Below are 15,159 nucleotides of genomic sequence, written 5' to 3'. Positions count from 1 at the left end.
GGTGCCGCTTCACCGCGCCGGCGTGGCAGTGCGCCGTTGGCCGTTCGTCGTGGCGAGTGTCTGGACGTGCCACCCGGGCCGCCGCAGCCGCGAACGCGATCAGGTCAGTGGGGGGCTAAGAGGCGTGGACTCAGGTCCGGTCAGCGGACCAGGCAGTCATCGGGTTCGCCGGCTCCGGCGTCCGCCGGTTCCCGTGACCGGGGAACGGGCATGGCATGGCCGGTGAGCTGAGCGAGGCCGTCGCCGCAGCGCAGGCCGGTGACGAGGACGCCTTCCGCTTCCTCTACCGCACCCTGCAGCCGAGCCTGCTGCGCTACCTGACCGCGCTGGTGGGCGCCGACGCGGAAGATGTGGCGTCGGAAACCTGGTTGCAGATCTCCCGGGACCTGCCCAGCTTCACCGGCGGCGAGTTCCGGGCCTGGACCGTCACCATCGCACGGAACCGGGCCATGGACCACCTGCGCCGGCAAAGCCGGCGCCCGTCGTTGCCGGTGCCGGTGCACGCGCTCAGCGAGCTGGCTGGCGACGCCGACACCGCCGAGCGGGCCGGGGAGACCATAGGCACCGACGCCGCGCTCGCGCTGATCGCCACGCTGCCACCCCGGGAAGCCGAGGCGGTCCTGCTCCGGGCCGTCATCGGCTTGGACGCCGAGACCGCCGGGCGGGTGCTCGGCCGGCGGCCCGGCGCGGTGCGGACCGCCGCGCACCGGGGGTTGCGGCGGCTCGCCGGGCTGATCGAGCGCTACGACCCGAGCCAGCAACCGGGCGCGCCCGAGAGCAGCGCGCCGCCGCGGCCGCGCGGCGACCGGCGCCGGCAGGTGCCGCACGCCGAACCGGCGGATGGTTGACGTGAGGGGATTCAGGATGAGTTTCCGCCGCTCCGGCCGACTCGTCGACCGCGCCGCGGCCGACCGGCTCCTCGATGCGGCGCACGCCGCAAAGCCCACGGAGGGTGCCGCTCGGGCCGACCCGCTCGCCGGGCTGCTCGCCGCGGCGGCCGCCCCGGCGCGCCCGCAGGAGCTGGCCGGGGAGCAGGCGGCGCTGGCGGCCTTCCGGGCGGCCCGCGCTGCCCCAGCATCCGCGCCCGCCCGGGCCCCCGGCCGCCGCCAGTTCACCGCCGGCGCCCTGGCCTGGGTCGCCGGGATTTTCGCCACCGCGACAGCCGGCGCCGCCTTCGCGGCGGTCACCTTGGACGCTCCTCGGGAGACGAACCCACCGCCCGGCCCGGCCACTCCGGCCCCCACCACCGGCCACCCAGGCGGATCGCCGACCGAAGGCGGCACGCCCACCAGCGGCGACCGCAGCGGATCCCCGACCGCCCCGTCGTCCCCGCCGAGTCCCAGCAGCGGCCAGGCGCACACCACACCGCTCGGCGGGCTCTGCCGGGCTTACATCGCCAAGAAACCAGACCAACGGGAAAAGGCGCTGAATACCCCGAGGTTCCAACCGCTGGTCGTCGCCGCCGGTAGCGCCGCTCAGGTCGAGGGGTACTGCCAGCGCCTGGTCCCCGACGCCAACCCCGGCAGCAAGAATGGGTCCGGCACGGGGAACGGGCCCGGCACCAACGAGCGCGGCACGAAGAATGGCGCCGGCACTGGAAACGGGTCCGGCGCGGGGAAAAAGCCCGCCGCGACGGCCGGGCCCGGCGAAGGTCAAGCCGGCTCACCCGGTCACGGGCCGGCACAGCGACACCGCTGGGCTGACGAGGCTCAGCGCCGCGAGCGGAAGCGGGCGTAGATGAGAGCCGGCAGCAACGCCACGCAGGCTACGATCATCCAGGTAGCCCACACCTCACGCATCCACCCCGGTGCCGGATTGGGATTCTTGGCGAAGAGGGCGATGGCGACAGCACCAACCACGCACATCACGAGGGGTGTTAGCAGAATCGCCGCGCCGAGCGGACCTGGAGCCTGCATGCTGGCCTGTGACTGCCGGATGTCGGCAAGGAAGGAATGGAACGAGGCCGGCCCTTCGGGGAACTTGGTACTGAACTCGGCATGATGCTGGGCCGCAGCAGCGAAGAACTGGCTCGCCGACGGGTTCGCGGCGCTGATCATGCCATCTGTCGGGTCCGGCGCTAGCGAGCCAGAATCCGTCCGGCGCCTTCATCAGGGCCATCACGGGGACCTGTGGCCGTTGAGGGTCTGCCGGAGGGTGCCGGTGGCCGGATCCCAGATCCGCACCGTCCTGTCGTATGAGCTGCTGACCAGCCAGGACCCGTCCGACGCTGCCACCAACGCCGAGACGCCCTTGTGGTCGGTATGGATGTGCCGGACGGTGCCGATGGTCGGATTCCAGATCTGCACCGTGCCATCGTGAGCGCCGCTGGCCAGCCAAGACCCGTCCGGCGCTGTCACCAACGCCCCCACCCAGCCGTCCTCGACGGCGAGCTGGTGGTGTGGGAAGGCGAGCGATGTTCCCGTGGCACGCCCGCCCGCGCGTGATGCACAGCGGATCGCCACTCGGGCTGCTGCCGCAGGTGCCGTCAATTCGCCCGATTTTCGCCGGTCCGCGCTCTCGTTGACGGCATGCCGGCATGGGAAGCGCGGATCTGCCGACGCGCTGGCGAGCTACTCGGCTCGCCAGCGCGTCGTGCGGGCTTACGCCCGCCGGCATGATGACAACGGGGGCTACTTCTTGTTCGTGTCGGGGTTCGCGCTGATGGATTCCTGATAGACGTCCGCGTAGGTGCGCGAGTCCTTGACCAGGTCGTCGCAGAAGGCGGCGACGTCGCTGCCGATGAGTTCCAGAACCCCCTTGCCGGCCGCGGCGCCCTCCTCGAAGAAGTCGACGATCCCGGGGAGCAGGGGCCCGTCAGGCAGGTCGATCGGTCCGACCTTGAACAGGTATTTCTGCATCTCCTTGTAGACGATCTGGTAGTCCGGCGGGAGCGCCTTGACCCGAGCCACGTGCGCCCGCCACTGCTTCTTGCCCTCGATGATGTCTTGGATGCCCACGTCAGCCTCCTAGCCGGCCCAGTTTCCTTGCGAGGTTCCTGTTCAACTGCTCGCGCCACCGGTCGCGATAGGTCCGGGCCCCCTCTCCGCCGGCCAACGCCGTACAGAAGCCCGGGATGTCGTCGCCGAGCACCTCGTGGATGCTCTGCCGGTCCGCCGATGCTTCTTCGAGCAGCCCCAGGGCGGCGTCGAGGATCGGCATCAGGTTGCGACCGGTGAAGCCCCCGTAGGGCAAGAGGTGGCCCTTGATCTGTTCCCACGCCGCCTGGTAGTCGGCCGGCAACGCCTCTGCCCGGGCTTCGAACACCTTCCATTCCCTGGTGAGATCGTTGCCCGTGATGGTGTCCCAGAAGCTCATCTCCCGCCCTCCTTGAGCCTGTCGATGCGTGATGAGACGTACTGCCATTTCGCCCAGAACGTCGCGAGTTCCTCGCGCCCGGCGTCGTTGAGCGCGTAGAACTTGCGCGGCGGGCCCACCTCGGATGGTCGTTTGGTCACCTGGACGAGTCCGTTCCGCTCCAGCCGCAGCAAGATGGTGTACACCGTCCCCTCGATGACGTCGGTGAAGCCGAGCTCGTTCAGCCGACGCGTGATGGCGTAGCCGTAGGTCTCCTCGCCGCCGATGATCTCGAGCACGCAGCCCTCGAGCGTGCCCTTCAGCATCTCCGTCAGGTCGTCCATCGCGACTCCTCTTCGGTCCCCCTGGTACCCGGTACTACCGAGTACCACTATACCGTAGCACCGAGTACCGCTATACGGTAGTACCAAGTAGCGCGTGGAACAGTTCCTCGGCCTGGATCTTCGCCAGGCGCGCTTCGCCCTCCGGCTGTGACGGGATCAGCGATTTCCTGCCGAGCGCTCTGCGAAAGTCGTTGAAGGCCACCCACACGACCGGGGCGGCTTGGAAAGGTTCAGACAGCGACTTCGGCGCTGAGGACGATCGTGCGTTCCTCCGGCAGGTGGATGAACTCGGCGTGGCTGGCGGCGTTGTGGGCGAGGGCGATGAACAGGCGTTTGCGCCAGATGGCCATGCCGGGCTGACGGGTGCAACGCAGGGTGATCCTTGAGACGAAGTAGGAGACCTGGTTGGGGTCGAGGTTGAGCCGAAGACGAGGCCGAACAGCGCCAAGGGCGACGCGGTGCGTTGTACAACCTCGGACAATGTCGACTACTGGCCCGCGGTCAGTTCGGCCAGGTCGACGGCGTTGATGAGTTCGGTGATTGCCGGCTCGCTGGCGAGGTTAAGGGGTAGCAGCTCGCCGGTTCGAGGTCGGGGGTTGAGCAGCAATTCATTGCTGGCGTCGTTGACGATCGCAGCGGCGTCGGCGTCCGCCCATCGCACGCCGTTCAGCGAAGCGCGGTGGATCCTGGTGGCGAGAAGGCAGGACACGAGGGGTCGGGCGTAGCTGTCCGGCCCCTCGTGGCGCAGTACGGCCACCCGCGCGGAGCCGATCGCGGGTGCGACAGCGAAGGCCTCCCGGACGGTGACGGGGACCTGCCCGCAGACGAACTGCCGGTAGTAGGCGGCGCGGTCACGCTGGGGCAGCTTCCGCAGGGACAGGTTGCCGGCCTGGGTGGTGGTGGGCATGCGCTCGGGCACGACCTGCTCGACGGTCGGCACGAGAACTACGAGGGAGACCTCGTCTCCGGTGACCCCGACGGCGGCGCTGGGGGCCTCGTTGTCGTCGAAGGCTTCTTCCAGGGTTTCCAGAACTACATCCGCGTTGTTGCTGCACAGCTGCTGCCACCGCTGGTCGAGGTATTGCTGCCAGCCGGCCCTCTGCTCCACCGCTCTCGACCGGTACAAGCCGCTTGACCCCGGACGCAGCCTTACCAGAAGCCACCGCCGAGAGTTCGGGACGAAGAGGTCAGCGTGCGGGACCGGCGTGCGGGTCGGGTATCAGCTCGCCGCCGACGGACGACATCCGCGGTACTGGTACACCACCTCGCCGGCCAACTCACCGACCCGGCCGTAGAGGTGTTCTACGGCGGGTGCCGGGACGTCGCTTGCGCCGACATACATGCCCGTTTGCGGCACCCTGACGACGTCGGGTAACAGTCCCGCGGCCGCGGCCTCGACCGCCATGATCCGTCCGTCGATAGGTTTGACCTGGGCGACTAAGACAGTCAGGCGGATGGTTGGTGCGCCACCGAGCCCGTGCCCGAGCAGTCACGGGAAAGCAAACGGATGCACGCGAACTGGAGATGGCGCGACCGAAGTTGGGGATTCGGGCCGATCAAGCTGGCGCATGTGGACGACGTCTGGTCACTTGCCGAGATCAGGAGAGTAGGTCTCTTCCCAGTCCCGACGTTCCACGTCGAGGTCGAAGTCACCGGGAGTCTCGACGGTGACATGAGTCATCGCAGTGCTCGGAGTCGCACCGTGCCAGTGCCACGTCCCAGGTGGGTTGCTGATGACGTCCCCCGCTCGGACCACATGCACGCCTTGCTCGTCGGCAACCACGCCGACGCCGTCGGTGACGATCAAGTGCTGACCGTTGCGGTGCAGGTGCGGCACGGTCCTCGCTCCGGCGCCGAAATGCACCGCCAACGATCCCCAGTCTGGCAGCTCATTCGGGAGCATCTGGACCCGTACGTTGTCCGGCTTGTTGAACAAGCTCCTCAGTTCGTCGGGAACGGGATCCGCCCCGTCCGCTGAGACCGTCCCGAACTTGTCCATTCCCTCGCCCCTCCGGCGTGCGCTCACAAGATGGATCCCGAGTCAACATGATCATGTGACCGGCACTGAAAATCCGGTACGGGTGCGACGGTACTGCTTGTCCGTAATGCTGGTCCGATTCTTGCCGGATTGTCCCCCGTCGGAGCCGAGGGGCCGGCGCGCCTCGCGCTGCGTCTCCGGCCGACCTCGACAGGACGAGAAGAAGAGGAGGGCCTCGACCGACGGCAACATGACGACAACGACCCTCACCGAGACCGCCAGACAGGACGCGCATCGGCCGCCTACTCATCAGGCAAGCAGGCACAGGTCCGGTTGCCTGGATCTGAAAATCGGAAGGTCGGCGGTGGAAACACCGCGACGCGCCGTCGGGCCCAATGCCCCACGAGTCAGCAGGAAGTCAGCGAACGCCATGGTGCGCGATCGACGGCGACGGTCGCGGCCGGCAGACACCGAGGGCAGGACCACAGGGAACAACACCCGCTGACACTGGCCGACAACGCCGACCAGGCTCCCCCCGGCGGGGGTCAGACGCGGATGACGGCCGACGGGGTTGGGCAGCAGGGCTGACGGCCCAGATCGCACCCCGGGTCTCGCCCATTACCGTGCGGACGACCCTGCTGCCCCATACAGCTTGACACGCGACCGTCGGCAGACGCAGACCCCAGACAGCAACGGCGACAGCAACGGGCCCGTATCGGGAGAGCCCTCACGCACTGCGCCTACACCACGGACGTGACCCTATGCCGCTCCGCGATCCCGCTCCCACTGCTCTAGCCGCGCTCTCCTCGCGAGGCCCGCAGGCGAGTCTGGGCGGCGTGCAGCCTCTACGATCTCTGCCAGCCGCGGGCCGCGACCGGCAAGCACGTCGAGGACGGCATTCACCACGGGCGGCTCCAGCGCCAGCTCCAACGTCCACTCGCTGCTGTCGTAGCAGCCGAAATCGCGGTTCTCTTGGTCGAACTCGACGAGGCGGCTTCCCGGAACGGCCTCGCCGTTGTGGCCTCCCACACTGGCCTCGACGAACAGCTGCGCAAGCATCTCCTCCCCCCGAGGCGTTTCGAAGAAGGTTGTCGAGAGTGAGCCATCCAAGAGCCACTCGACGAAGACGACCGCGTCGTCAGTGCGTCGTTCGAGTCTGACGTCTTGGGGCTCCGTCTCGTCCAAGTGAGTGGTGCTGGCGATGACACCGGGAGTGACAAGGCCGATCGCCGTCCGGTCGATGCCGGACGTCATGCTGCCCGTTTCGGTGAATCTCAGCTCGCCCCACTGAGGGGTCAAAAGCGGTTCCGTTCCCCACGACTTGGGATCCTCGGGGAGAAACCGCTCCCCCTCGGAAGTGGAGAAAACAGGCCAGCGTGCTCCGTTCACGTACAGCACCCGGTGCACGTCTCTTTCTCGTGCACTCGCGGCTTGTTCGATGTGCTGCTCCCACATCATCGGGGACCACCGGCTTTCATCGACCAGTTCGCCGCCACCGGGTGCGGAGAGGACCAGCGACAAGTCTCGTAGCGACTCCCGGCTCGCCTGAATTCTGGTGATTTGGTCCGGGTGAACCTCGCCGAGCGTGGGGTCGGAGCCGATGAGTGCAGCTACATCCTTGTCAGGACAACGGATCTCGTCCCCTTCGGCACCGCGTCGCCACAGCGTCTCGCCCCTCCGCAGCACCTGTGTGCGCTCGAGCAGCTGCTCTTCGTCGCCTCGGGGGCTGTAGCGGGCAATCTCATAAAGGAGGTCGCCGTCCATGCTTCTTCTCCTGATGCCGTCTGAGCTGTCCCGCCACTACTGAAGACGGGTTGGCTAGGACGTGGCCGCTCTTGAGCCCACTGGACATCCAAGGGCTGTCGCCGTACGTCCTGGTTGTAGCGGGGACCATAGATCATGCCCCTGACAAGACTGATCATGAGGGTGTGGCAGACGTATGACGTGCACCTACTGCAGGCGGAAAGGAACCTTTGTGCCGCCAGCGGGCCGGTGGCACAGCATGGTGAGCAGCCCGCCGAGTAACGCTCCCCGCTCGTGGACGAGTAGCCACGCGAGTAGCCAAGGCAGTGCATCCCGGCGGACATGTCCGTACCTTGGCGGAGTCGGTGAGCAGCGGCGGGCGAGGTTGACCAGGCCTCGCCCGCTGCTGGCAGTGTGGGGCACACGGGGGGCACAAGACGCTGTCAAACGTCGTCAACCATCCACCAACGCTGGCAGCCCGAGACGCCGTGTGAGCAGGTGTCGCAAGCCGTTCACGCTGGTGGCGGGACAGCGGCTCTATGTTCCGCTTCAACTCCCCGACTTGGTTGCAACCCTCAGAGGCGTCCGCGTTCTCGCACTGCCGCCTCGATGCGCAGCAGCAGCCCGCTAACCAGCGTGACGGCGGCCACGAACCGCCACTCGGGGAAACCGCGGTCGGCGAGCAACACGAGCCAGCAGGCACCAACAACCGCTGCGATCGTCCCGACGATGCCTACACCCCGACCTGATCTCGTATCCACAGCGGCACTCTATGGGCTGGCGGCAATGTTGACGGCACCTCAGGCCAACGCCACTTGCTCGGCGAACCTGGGCCGCCGCTGGGCCGTCGGGGCCGTCAGTGGGCCGTCGAACGACGACCAATGGCGACCGACGACGACCAGCAGTGGCCGAAGAAACAGCAGGCCAGCCGCCATGAGAGGGCGGCTGGCCTGGTAGGCGACGGACGAGTCGACCTGTACGCCGGATACTGCTGGTGTGAACGAGGATCTTCCGAAGGTCGCACTAGAACTCTGGCGGGCCGATGCGCTCGTTCTGTTCGACTGGCTCCAGGACGTCGACCTGAACGCTGTGCCGATCAGCCATTCGGCTCAGAAGCAGGCGTTGATGGACCTCCTGACCCGTCTGGAGGAGACGGACGCAGCGGGGGCTTCGCACGACGAGATCGAGGCGGCGAAGGCAGAGGTCAGTCGAGACATGGGCTGGTGACGGTCAGATGAGACTGTGCGGAGCTGTCGACAGCAACGCTGACAGCAACTGACCCGGACTGGGGCGACCGTTGGCCGCCGGCCCCGGCCAGTCTTCCGAGGTCGCGGACGAGGGCGGACCCCGCCGGACGGAGCGCCCAGAACTTGTAAGCGAGATGTCCGACGGGTGCCGCAAGGCGGCGATGCAGTGGCGTGGCGGCCTGGCTGGGGGGTCGCGGCAGCGGTGCTGCTCGACGGACCATGTCCCCATGAACTTGCTCACGAGCGTCGTCGTGCCGCTTGCCTCGATAGCAGTGGGTGCAGTCCTCACCTACTGGCTCAACGTGCGGACACGCAAGGCGTCGCAAGTCGAGGAGCTGATCAACGCTGCCATCGGGGCTGTGGCAATGGAGGAGGCAAGCCGGTCGGCAATAACAGCGGTCCGAGGGGTGGAGCACTTGCCTGACGCCGAGCGCGTGGCCCTGGAGCACTCGGTGATCAGGGCGGCCATCGAGAACCACAACGCCAAGAACATGCTCGCTCGAGAAGCGCTAGCCCGAGTGATGGTGATCGACCAAGGCGTCAGGCGGTACTACTACGAGCCCGAAACCATTAGCCAATACTCAGCGGAGATCTTGGCTTACCTCCTCCGCCTGCGAGGCGACCGCAGACGAAGGAGGGGTGGTGCCGGGCTGGGGCACGAGCAGCCAAGCGAGCAGCCAAGCCGGCGACCATCAGCGGACGACCGCGGACCAGCGCAGCACTCTACGCAGGCCAAGTAGGCGAGCGACCACTGCTCCGGTGCCGACTCGTAATGCGCGGATCGTCCCGTCAGGACCCTTTAGAGCATTCGTCTCACGCGCAGGTGTCGGCAACCCGTCACCGCTGCTGCTGTTTCGGTCCAGTGACTATCAGTGATGTGTCATGCAAACGTGTGTGGATGACCACGAACGCGTCCGTTCTAGTCATCATCAGTGTTGCGATCGGGTTTCTGGCCGGCCGGGGCTATCAGGTCGCTCACCGGGCCTGGTCGGACTACAAGAAGGCCAAGGCGCTCGTACCACAGCGGTTGAAGGCGTTCTGGGCGGCCGTGCGGGGGGCTTTCGTGATCCTTGCCGTCGCCTTGGCCTGGATGGTTGGCTCCGCATGGGCGGCCGCATCCAGCAACTCGACCGAGGGCCCGTCGCCATCGCCATCGCCGTCACCGTCTTCGGCGGCTCCGTCACATAGCCGGTAGAGCGCGGGCGACGTCGCCGACTTGTCGTGACGTCGACATAGAGGAGGTGACAGCCCGTTACCCGGACCAGAAGGTGCCGCGTCAGCAGAAAGTCAGCGAACGCTGTGCTGCGCGACCGACTCCAATGGTCACAGTCGGCATGACACCGAGGGCAGGACCACAGGGAACGACACCCGTTGACATTGGCCGACAACGCCGACCAGGCTCCCCCCGACGGGGGTCATGAACGACAGGTCGGAGGCGCGCCCGACCGGATGAGATGCGTTGCGGCGGGTCACCACAGCTCATCGAGGGCCGCGAACTGCTTGCGGAGGGTTCGGGAGTCCTTCGGCGGCAGGACGGCAACGGCGACGTCCAGGATCCAGCGCAACTCGGGCGGGTTCGGACAACACTCCATCACCCCACAGCCGGCCGTCGGGTCCCATAAGCGATGCCAGGGGTGGCGCACGAACCATGACCAGGCTCGTAGTGCATCAGACAGGCCTGGTTCCAGAGGCGGGTGCGTTCGAGGTAGGCGATGGCTTTCAAGCCGCGGGCCGAGAGCCCGGGGATGACAGAGGTGGACCCGTCGAGCGATCGCCGGTAGATGGAGTCGGCACGCAGTTGTGCGGGGCGCCTACGCGGCATTGCCCTTTCGTGGAGTCGACATGACGATCATCGTTGCACACCCGGGCTCGGCTCACCGGCCCGACGACCTACGTGCGTGGGGACCGGACCACGATGGAAGGCGGGCCGGAGCCAACATCTTGTCGTGCTCGGGGATCGCCGGTCCTAGTCATCGGCGGTCTCGGTTCCGGTCCATCGGAGATCCTCAACCATTTGCTGCAACCGATCCTCGTGATTTATGGCCGACCGCATGCCCGGTAGCGATCTGGGCGGCAATAGCCCATGACCTCGGCATGATCATCGGGCACACGCGGGCACAAGTGACGCCGACAACGGCTGTCAACCGCCGTAACGCAGCGGAAGATCTCGCCGAGGTCAGGCGGCCAATCCGCCCGATCGGAGTCGATCAGCACCACGCCGGAGGGGTTCAGGGTTCCAGTCCCTGGCGGCCCCGCACCGCGCCAGGTCGTCCGCCCTGCGACAGGGGTCGCCTAGTTGATCGAGTCAGATCGTAGCCAGATGGGCCGAGACGGACGGGCCGGGACGTAGGGCACGCTCGTCGTACGAGCACCATTCGAGCACCAACACGTCCATCAGGACGAACAACAAGAGGCGGCTGACCCCTGTTGTGGCAGGTCAACCGCCTCATAATCTTGTGCGCCCGAAGGGACTCGAACCCCTAACCTTCTGATCCGGTCGAACACCCAGTCGGCCGAGGCGGGTCGGCCCTGACGGAAAGATCCTCAACGGCCTGATCAACAAATACTCCCAGGCCGCGTAGCTGAAACCGAGGACGTCGCTGACCTCGGCAACGACCTCGAATTTGACCCGGCCGCCAACTTGGCCGCTGGCCAGGTCGCCGAGCGGGTTGCTGACACTAGGTTCTCCCCTGGCTGGACGGGATTTGTTAAAGGCGGCGGGAGCGGCAAGTGCAGCGCCCGGGCCGGACACGAACGTTGACATCGCCCAGGCGCAGCTTGACGTTCTGGACGTGTGCGGCGACCTGTACGGTGACGGCCCCTGGTCGTAGAGAGCCGGCCCGACACAGCAAACGGCCCCGCCGGGGTCGCGCCCGCCCAGCCGCACCGCACGTCAACGAGGCCCCGGCAAAGCCCTGCGGAGGCCGGGAACCGCGCGATGAAACGCGACCCCGGCCCCCGCATTCCGCAAAGGCCCAGCTCAAGCGGGCCGCCGGTCAGGCGCCCAGGAGCCCGCCATCCACGCTGGCATGCGCGTCGCCGTTGACACCGAGGTCCCCCGCGATGCTGCCGATGCCGTGCACCGTGCCGCCCAGGTCGCCGGTCACGCCATCGACGCCGAGCCCGCCGACCGTGCCGTCGAGAATCCCGCCGAGGTCACCGGTGACGCCGCCAGCCAAGCCGGTCACGCCATGCACCGTGCCGCCCAGATCGCCCGTCACACCACCGACGCCGAGCCCGCCGACCGTGCCGTCCAAAGTCCCACCGACATCACCGGTGACGCCGCCAGCCAAGCCGGTCACGCCATGCACCGTGCCGCCCAGATCGCCCGTCACACCACCGACACCGAGCCCGCCGACCGTGCCGTCCAAAGTCCCACCGACGTCACCGATCACGCCGCTGACACCGAGCCCGCCGACGGTGCTGTCCAAGGTGCCACCGACGTCGCCGGTCACGCCGGCTGCCAGGGCGGTGGCGCCGTGCGCCGTGCCGCCCAGGCCGCCGGTGACTCCGCTGACACCAAGTCCACCGACGGTGTTGTCCAGGGCGCCGGTCACGCCGCTGAGGCTCACGCTGTCGAGGGTGGCGCCCACGTCGCCGGTCACACCGGTAAGGCCGAGGCCGCCCAAGGTGCTGTCGAGGGTGCCGGCCACGCCGCCGAGCGCCAGTCCGTCGACGGTGGCACCCGCGCTAGCTCCGAGGCTGTCTCCGGGCAGAAGGGACGTGACGCCCTGGACAGGAACGTAGTCGGCGACCAGCGGAACGATGTCCTGCACGTCGGCCGGGGTCACATCGTTGAGGCCCGCGCCGTCCAGCGCACCTTGCGGGTCCGCCTCGTACCCGGCCCGGGCGTCGACGTTGGTGAGCAGGCCGAATACGAAATCCTGCAGGTTCTGCGGCGCCATCATTCCAGCGGTTACGCCCATTTCGGCGGTCGACCCCGCGTTGGCGGTGGACTCCAGACTGGTCGTCGAGTTCGCGTCGGCAGTTACCTCCGTGTTGCCGGTCCAATTGGCGGCAGTGGTGGAGTTCACGTCGGCAGTTGAATTTGTGCTGGCGCTTTCGCTCATGTTGCCGGTCCCCTCGATGGGTTTTAGGACGTGGTCCAGGCAAGCTCGCCCGACCCACGATCGACCGTAGGTTGAACAGGGGTATCGGGCATCGGGGGTGCACCCCAACGTTGTCCCGCCGGGTTAGGGCATGGGTGGCGTTTGGCGTTAGGGGATTACCGGGTTCCTGGGCGAAATCCCCCGTCGATAGCCCCAGGGTGGTGAGGCGCAGCAGCCGGTCGGGCCAGGCATCGACGGATCTTCGATGGGACGATCAGCCTGTCGTCGGTGGATCAGTCGGCGGAGACTGTGGCCAGGTAGGTGTCCGCGGCGTCAGGTGTCATGAACCAGTTCTGGAAGTCGTTGGGGTCGGAGAAGCCGTTGGCGAACCGGCGGGCGATGGTCGGGTTGGTGGAGGCGGCGCCGAGGATCTGCTGTACGTGCGGGGGTAACGGCTGGAGCATGGCGTTGGTCCAGGTGGTCACGGCCTGCCCGGCGCTCTCCCAGAACCGCTCGAACGTCTGAGTCATCCAGGGTCCGTCGAACGGCTGGTCCCCCCGCTCCAGGATGGACCCAAGGTATGAGTAGGCGCACTTGGCGGCGGTGTTGCTGCCCTGCCCGGTGATGGGGTCGTTGGCGACCACGACGTCGGCCATGCCCAGGACGAGGCCGCCCGAGGGCAGCTCCGCCACGGGGTGGCGCACGGTTGGCGTGTATCGACCGGACAGGGTGGCCCGCCCGTCGGTCAGCTCCACATCGGCGCACCGGTCATAGATCCATGGGGTGTACTGGCGCACGAGCTCGAGGGTCAGCTTGAGATGCTCCGCCGGGTCCCGCCGGTCTTTCCACAGGTCAAGCGGGCCGTCGGGCACGGCTTCCCAGAAGAGAATCTCGCAGGGCCCGGACAGGGTCAGCCCGGGGATGACGAAAAGTTCCCCGAGTCCGGGTACCGCGTTGAAGCTGACATGCGGGACCGGCCACAGCGGGTCCGGTGTCATGCCGTGCACGTAGGCGACGGCGAGTCCTCGCTGGGGTGCGGTGTACACCGACCGCTGCGGGTCGCGGTCGAAGACGCCAACCAGGTCGCCCTTGCCGGCGGCGACGATGGTCAGATCGTAGCGGCGCAGCTTGGTGAGGCCGTCCAGGTCCGCGGTCGTCACACCCTGGTAGTGCACGGTGCCGCCGCGCTGCTCGAACAGTTCCAGCCAGGTGGCCATCTTCAGGCGCTGGTCGGTGCTTTGGGCGTAGCGATCCAGAGGGCCAGAAAAGCGCAGCGCCCGCTCGCCGGGTGGGGCGGACAGGGACAGTTGCAGCCCCTCGATGTGCGGTGTCTGCTCCTGCCAGAGATCCAGCCCGTACTCGCGCTCGGTGTCCAGCGCCGCGGCGAACATCGCCTGGGTGCTCATCACCCAGCCGCGGCGGATCTCATCGGGGGTACGGGCCGACATGATGGTCACGTCGTACCCTTCGGCGAGCAGGCTCAGCCCGAGTTGCAGCCCGGACTGTCCGGCCCCCACGATCAGAATCTTCCGCATTGGTGCCTCCAGGTGGTTGAGCTATCGGGCCGCGAGTGCGTCCGGGACCGCGCCGGTGGTGCGTGCCATGGTGTGTTCGACGACTGCCAGCAGGGCCCTGGCGACCGACGACGGGTCGCGGGCGTCGCAGGTGATCAGCGGAACCTCGGCGGATAGCGTGAGGGCGGCGCGGATGTCCTCTAGCTGGTGCGTCAGTACGCCGTCGAAGAGGTTGACGCAGACCACGAACGGCACTTCGCTGTCTTGCTCGAAGTAGTTGAACGCCGGGAACGATGCCTCCAGGTTCCGGGTGTCGGCCAGCACCAGCGCGCCGACCGCGCCCCGGCACAGGTCGTCCCACATCGGCCAGAACCGTGGCTGCCCGGGTGTGCCGAACAGGTACAGCACGAGGTCGGTGCCGATCGTCAGCCGGCCGAAGTCCATGGCCACGGTCGTGGTCGTCTTGTCGATTCCCGGATCCAGCCGGTCCACCGTCTCGCTCGCCGCCGTCATCCACGCCTCGGTGTTGATTGGGGGAATCTCGGAGATGGACTGGACGCAGGTGGTCTTACCGACGCCGAAGCCGCCGGCGATGACGATCTTCGCCGAGGTCAGCAGGGGGCTGTCAGGCAAGCTGGCGGAGGCCATCGCGCAGTCTCTCCAGGAGGTGAAGATCGAACTGGGTGGTGTAGTGGCCGTCGTGGATCTGCAGCCGGTCGGTGGCGGCGAGGTCGTCGAGCACGACCCGGGTCACGCCCAGCGACATGCCGCATACCGCCGACAGTTCGGCAACCGATCTGGTTTGGCGGGCTTGCTCGTACAGTGACCGCGCCTCGGGCAGCAGCCCTGAGGCGAAGACCGCGTCATAGAACGGCACCGACACCAGGGTGTGCACCAGCAGATGCTGCCGGGTGCGTGCGCGTCCCCCGGTCAACACGTAGGGCCGCACCTTCCAGTAGGTGGTGGGCACTTTCGCTCCCTCGGCTCTGG

General features: G+C 67.5%; 21 protein-coding genes. 5 read left to right on the top strand and 16 right to left on the bottom strand.

Annotated elements, in window-relative coordinates:
• Positions 1-215 precede the first annotated feature (215 nt).
• A complete protein-coding gene (locus BUS84_RS00995; RefSeq protein WP_074307954.1) occupies positions 216-848 on the top strand; it encodes an RNA polymerase sigma factor in 633 nt (210 codons plus the stop codon).
• Between the two features lie 16 nt (positions 849-864).
• Entirely contained in the window at positions 865-1,737 is an 873-nt protein-coding gene (locus BUS84_RS00990; protein WP_074307949.1) for a hypothetical protein, read from the top strand.
• On the opposite strand, the gene BUS84_RS00985 is transcribed toward BUS84_RS00990, so the two are convergent.
• From BUS84_RS00985 to BUS84_RS38835, 11 genes are all read right to left on the bottom strand, one after another.
• Positions 1,710-2,057: a hypothetical protein gene (locus BUS84_RS00985; RefSeq protein ID WP_074307947.1), complete on the bottom strand. Its 348-nt coding sequence runs from the start codon at positions 2,055-2,057 to the stop codon at positions 1,710-1,712. The two genes, BUS84_RS00990 and BUS84_RS00985, sit on opposite strands and share 28 nt — an antisense overlap.
• 60 nt (positions 2,058-2,117) lie before the next feature.
• Positions 2,118-2,369 carry a WD40 repeat domain-containing protein gene (locus BUS84_RS00980; protein ID WP_159451022.1) on the bottom strand — a complete coding sequence of 84 codons (252 nt, stop codon included), beginning with the start codon at positions 2,367-2,369 and terminating at the stop codon, positions 2,118-2,120.
• Between the two features lie 261 nt (positions 2,370-2,630).
• Entirely contained in the window at positions 2,631-2,957 is a 327-nt protein-coding gene (locus BUS84_RS00975) for a DUF1048 domain-containing protein (protein WP_074307943.1), read from the bottom strand.
• Position 2,958: 1 nt separating this feature from the next.
• Positions 2,959-3,315 (bottom strand): DUF1048 domain-containing protein, encoded by a 357-nt coding sequence (locus tag BUS84_RS00970; protein ID WP_074307941.1) that lies wholly within the window; start codon positions 3,313-3,315, stop codon positions 2,959-2,961.
• Complete coding sequence (locus BUS84_RS00965) at positions 3,312-3,638, bottom strand: PadR family transcriptional regulator (RefSeq protein WP_074307939.1); 327 nt, start codon at positions 3,636-3,638, stop codon at positions 3,312-3,314. The genes BUS84_RS00970 and BUS84_RS00965 overlap by 4 nt, the downstream gene beginning before the upstream one ends.
• Before the next feature lie 230 nt (positions 3,639-3,868).
• Positions 3,869-4,120, bottom strand: a complete 252-nt coding sequence (locus BUS84_RS41025; protein ID WP_425293433.1) for a KUP/HAK/KT family potassium transporter — start codon at positions 4,118-4,120, stop codon at positions 3,869-3,871.
• Between the two features lie 5 nt (positions 4,121-4,125).
• Positions 4,126-4,746 (bottom strand): hypothetical protein, encoded by a 621-nt coding sequence (locus tag BUS84_RS00960; RefSeq protein ID WP_074307936.1) that lies wholly within the window; start codon positions 4,744-4,746, stop codon positions 4,126-4,128.
• A 111-nt stretch (positions 4,747-4,857) separates the two neighbouring features.
• The gene (locus tag BUS84_RS00955; RefSeq protein WP_074307934.1) at positions 4,858-5,043 is read right to left on the bottom strand and encodes a hypothetical protein; all 186 of its coding nucleotides are present in this window, start codon (positions 5,041-5,043) and stop codon (positions 4,858-4,860) included.
• A 180-nt stretch (positions 5,044-5,223) separates the two neighbouring features.
• The gene (locus BUS84_RS00950) at positions 5,224-5,637 is read right to left on the bottom strand and encodes a cupin domain-containing protein (protein ID WP_208869479.1); all 414 of its coding nucleotides are present in this window, start codon (positions 5,635-5,637) and stop codon (positions 5,224-5,226) included.
• Positions 5,638-6,375: 738 nt separating this feature from the next.
• The gene (locus BUS84_RS00945) at positions 6,376-7,380 is read right to left on the bottom strand and encodes a hypothetical protein (RefSeq protein WP_074307930.1); all 1,005 of its coding nucleotides are present in this window, start codon (positions 7,378-7,380) and stop codon (positions 6,376-6,378) included.
• A gap of 554 nt (positions 7,381-7,934) precedes the next feature.
• The gene (locus BUS84_RS38835; protein ID WP_143728134.1) at positions 7,935-8,120 is read right to left on the bottom strand and encodes a hypothetical protein; all 186 of its coding nucleotides are present in this window, start codon (positions 8,118-8,120) and stop codon (positions 7,935-7,937) included.
• 235 nt (positions 8,121-8,355) lie between these two features.
• Between BUS84_RS38835 and BUS84_RS00940 the strand changes: the two genes are divergently transcribed.
• The 3 genes from BUS84_RS00940 to BUS84_RS37020 all read left to right on the top strand — a co-directional run bounded on the left by BUS84_RS00940 (position 8,356) and on the right by BUS84_RS37020 (position 9,801).
• The gene (locus tag BUS84_RS00940) at positions 8,356-8,586 is read left to right on the top strand and encodes a hypothetical protein (RefSeq protein WP_074307928.1); all 231 of its coding nucleotides are present in this window, start codon (positions 8,356-8,358) and stop codon (positions 8,584-8,586) included.
• Between the two features lie 247 nt (positions 8,587-8,833).
• Positions 8,834-9,346: a hypothetical protein gene (locus BUS84_RS00935; RefSeq protein ID WP_143728133.1), complete on the top strand. Its 513-nt coding sequence runs from the start codon at positions 8,834-8,836 to the stop codon at positions 9,344-9,346.
• 158 nt (positions 9,347-9,504) lie between these two features.
• Complete coding sequence (locus BUS84_RS37020; RefSeq protein WP_143728132.1) at positions 9,505-9,801, top strand: hypothetical protein; 297 nt, start codon at positions 9,505-9,507, stop codon at positions 9,799-9,801.
• 274 nt (positions 9,802-10,075) lie between these two features.
• Here the strand turns inward: BUS84_RS37020 and BUS84_RS40505 are convergent, their stop codons facing one another.
• From BUS84_RS40505 to BUS84_RS00905, 5 genes are all read right to left on the bottom strand, one after another.
• The gene (locus tag BUS84_RS40505; RefSeq protein ID WP_280175083.1) at positions 10,076-10,198 is read right to left on the bottom strand and encodes a hypothetical protein; all 123 of its coding nucleotides are present in this window, start codon (positions 10,196-10,198) and stop codon (positions 10,076-10,078) included.
• Between the two features lie 1,404 nt (positions 10,199-11,602).
• Positions 11,603-12,676 carry an IniB N-terminal domain-containing protein gene (locus tag BUS84_RS00925; protein ID WP_143728131.1) on the bottom strand — a complete coding sequence of 358 codons (1,074 nt, stop codon included), beginning with the start codon at positions 12,674-12,676 and terminating at the stop codon, positions 11,603-11,605.
• A gap of 272 nt (positions 12,677-12,948) precedes the next feature.
• A complete protein-coding gene (locus BUS84_RS00915; protein WP_074307919.1) occupies positions 12,949-14,190 on the bottom strand; it encodes a styrene monooxygenase/indole monooxygenase family protein in 1,242 nt (413 codons plus the stop codon).
• Positions 14,191-14,211: 21 nt separating this feature from the next.
• Positions 14,212-14,817 carry a GTP-binding protein gene (locus BUS84_RS00910; RefSeq protein WP_208869478.1) on the bottom strand — a complete coding sequence of 202 codons (606 nt, stop codon included), beginning with the start codon at positions 14,815-14,817 and terminating at the stop codon, positions 14,212-14,214.
• Entirely contained in the window at positions 14,795-15,139 is a 345-nt protein-coding gene (locus tag BUS84_RS00905) for a DUF742 domain-containing protein (protein WP_208869477.1), read from the bottom strand. Before BUS84_RS00905 ends, BUS84_RS00910 begins: the two co-directional genes overlap by 23 nt.
• Positions 15,140-15,159: the final 20 nt, after the last annotated feature.

It is taken from the genome of Micromonospora cremea (genome assembly GCF_900143515.1).
Classification (GTDB): Bacteria; Actinomycetota; Actinomycetes; order Mycobacteriales; family Micromonosporaceae; genus Micromonospora; species Micromonospora cremea.
This window is presented reverse-complemented; position numbering and strand designations above follow the sequence as displayed.

Excerpts from the sequence above, each read along its gene's own strand:
- BUS84_RS37020 (WP_143728132.1), top strand. The coding sequence starts at position 9,505 with ATGACCACGAACGCGTCCGTTCTAGTCATCATCAGTGTTGCGATCGGG.
- BUS84_RS40505 (WP_280175083.1), bottom strand. The coding sequence starts at position 10,198 with ATGGAGTGTTGTCCGAACCCGCCCGAGTTGCGCTGGATCCTGGACGTC.
- BUS84_RS00995 (WP_074307954.1), top strand. The coding sequence starts at position 216 with ATGGCCGGTGAGCTGAGCGAGGCCGTCGCCGCAGCGCAGGCCGGTGAC.
- BUS84_RS00955 (WP_074307934.1), bottom strand. The coding sequence starts at position 5,043 with ATGGCGGTCGAGGCCGCGGCCGCGGGACTGTTACCCGACGTCGTCAGG.
- BUS84_RS00925 (WP_143728131.1), bottom strand. The coding sequence starts at position 12,676 with ATGAGCGAAAGCGCCAGCACAAATTCAACTGCCGACGTGAACTCCACC.
- BUS84_RS00985 (WP_074307947.1), bottom strand. The coding sequence starts at position 2,057 with ATGATCAGCGCCGCGAACCCGTCGGCGAGCCAGTTCTTCGCTGCTGCG.
- BUS84_RS00950 (WP_208869479.1), bottom strand. The coding sequence starts at position 5,637 with ATGGACAAGTTCGGGACGGTCTCAGCGGACGGGGCGGATCCCGTTCCC.
- BUS84_RS00945 (WP_074307930.1), bottom strand. The coding sequence starts at position 7,380 with ATGGACGGCGACCTCCTTTATGAGATTGCCCGCTACAGCCCCCGAGGC.
- BUS84_RS00965 (WP_074307939.1), bottom strand. The coding sequence starts at position 3,638 with ATGGACGACCTGACGGAGATGCTGAAGGGCACGCTCGAGGGCTGCGTG.
- BUS84_RS00915 (WP_074307919.1), bottom strand. The coding sequence starts at position 14,190 with ATGCGGAAGATTCTGATCGTGGGGGCCGGACAGTCCGGGCTGCAACTC.
- BUS84_RS00990 (WP_074307949.1), top strand. The coding sequence starts at position 865 with ATGAGTTTCCGCCGCTCCGGCCGACTCGTCGACCGCGCCGCGGCCGAC.
- BUS84_RS00970 (WP_074307941.1), bottom strand. The coding sequence starts at position 3,315 with ATGAGCTTCTGGGACACCATCACGGGCAACGATCTCACCAGGGAATGG.
- BUS84_RS00935 (WP_143728133.1), top strand. The coding sequence starts at position 8,834 with ATGAACTTGCTCACGAGCGTCGTCGTGCCGCTTGCCTCGATAGCAGTG.
- BUS84_RS00910 (WP_208869478.1), bottom strand. The coding sequence starts at position 14,817 with ATGGCCTCCGCCAGCTTGCCTGACAGCCCCCTGCTGACCTCGGCGAAG.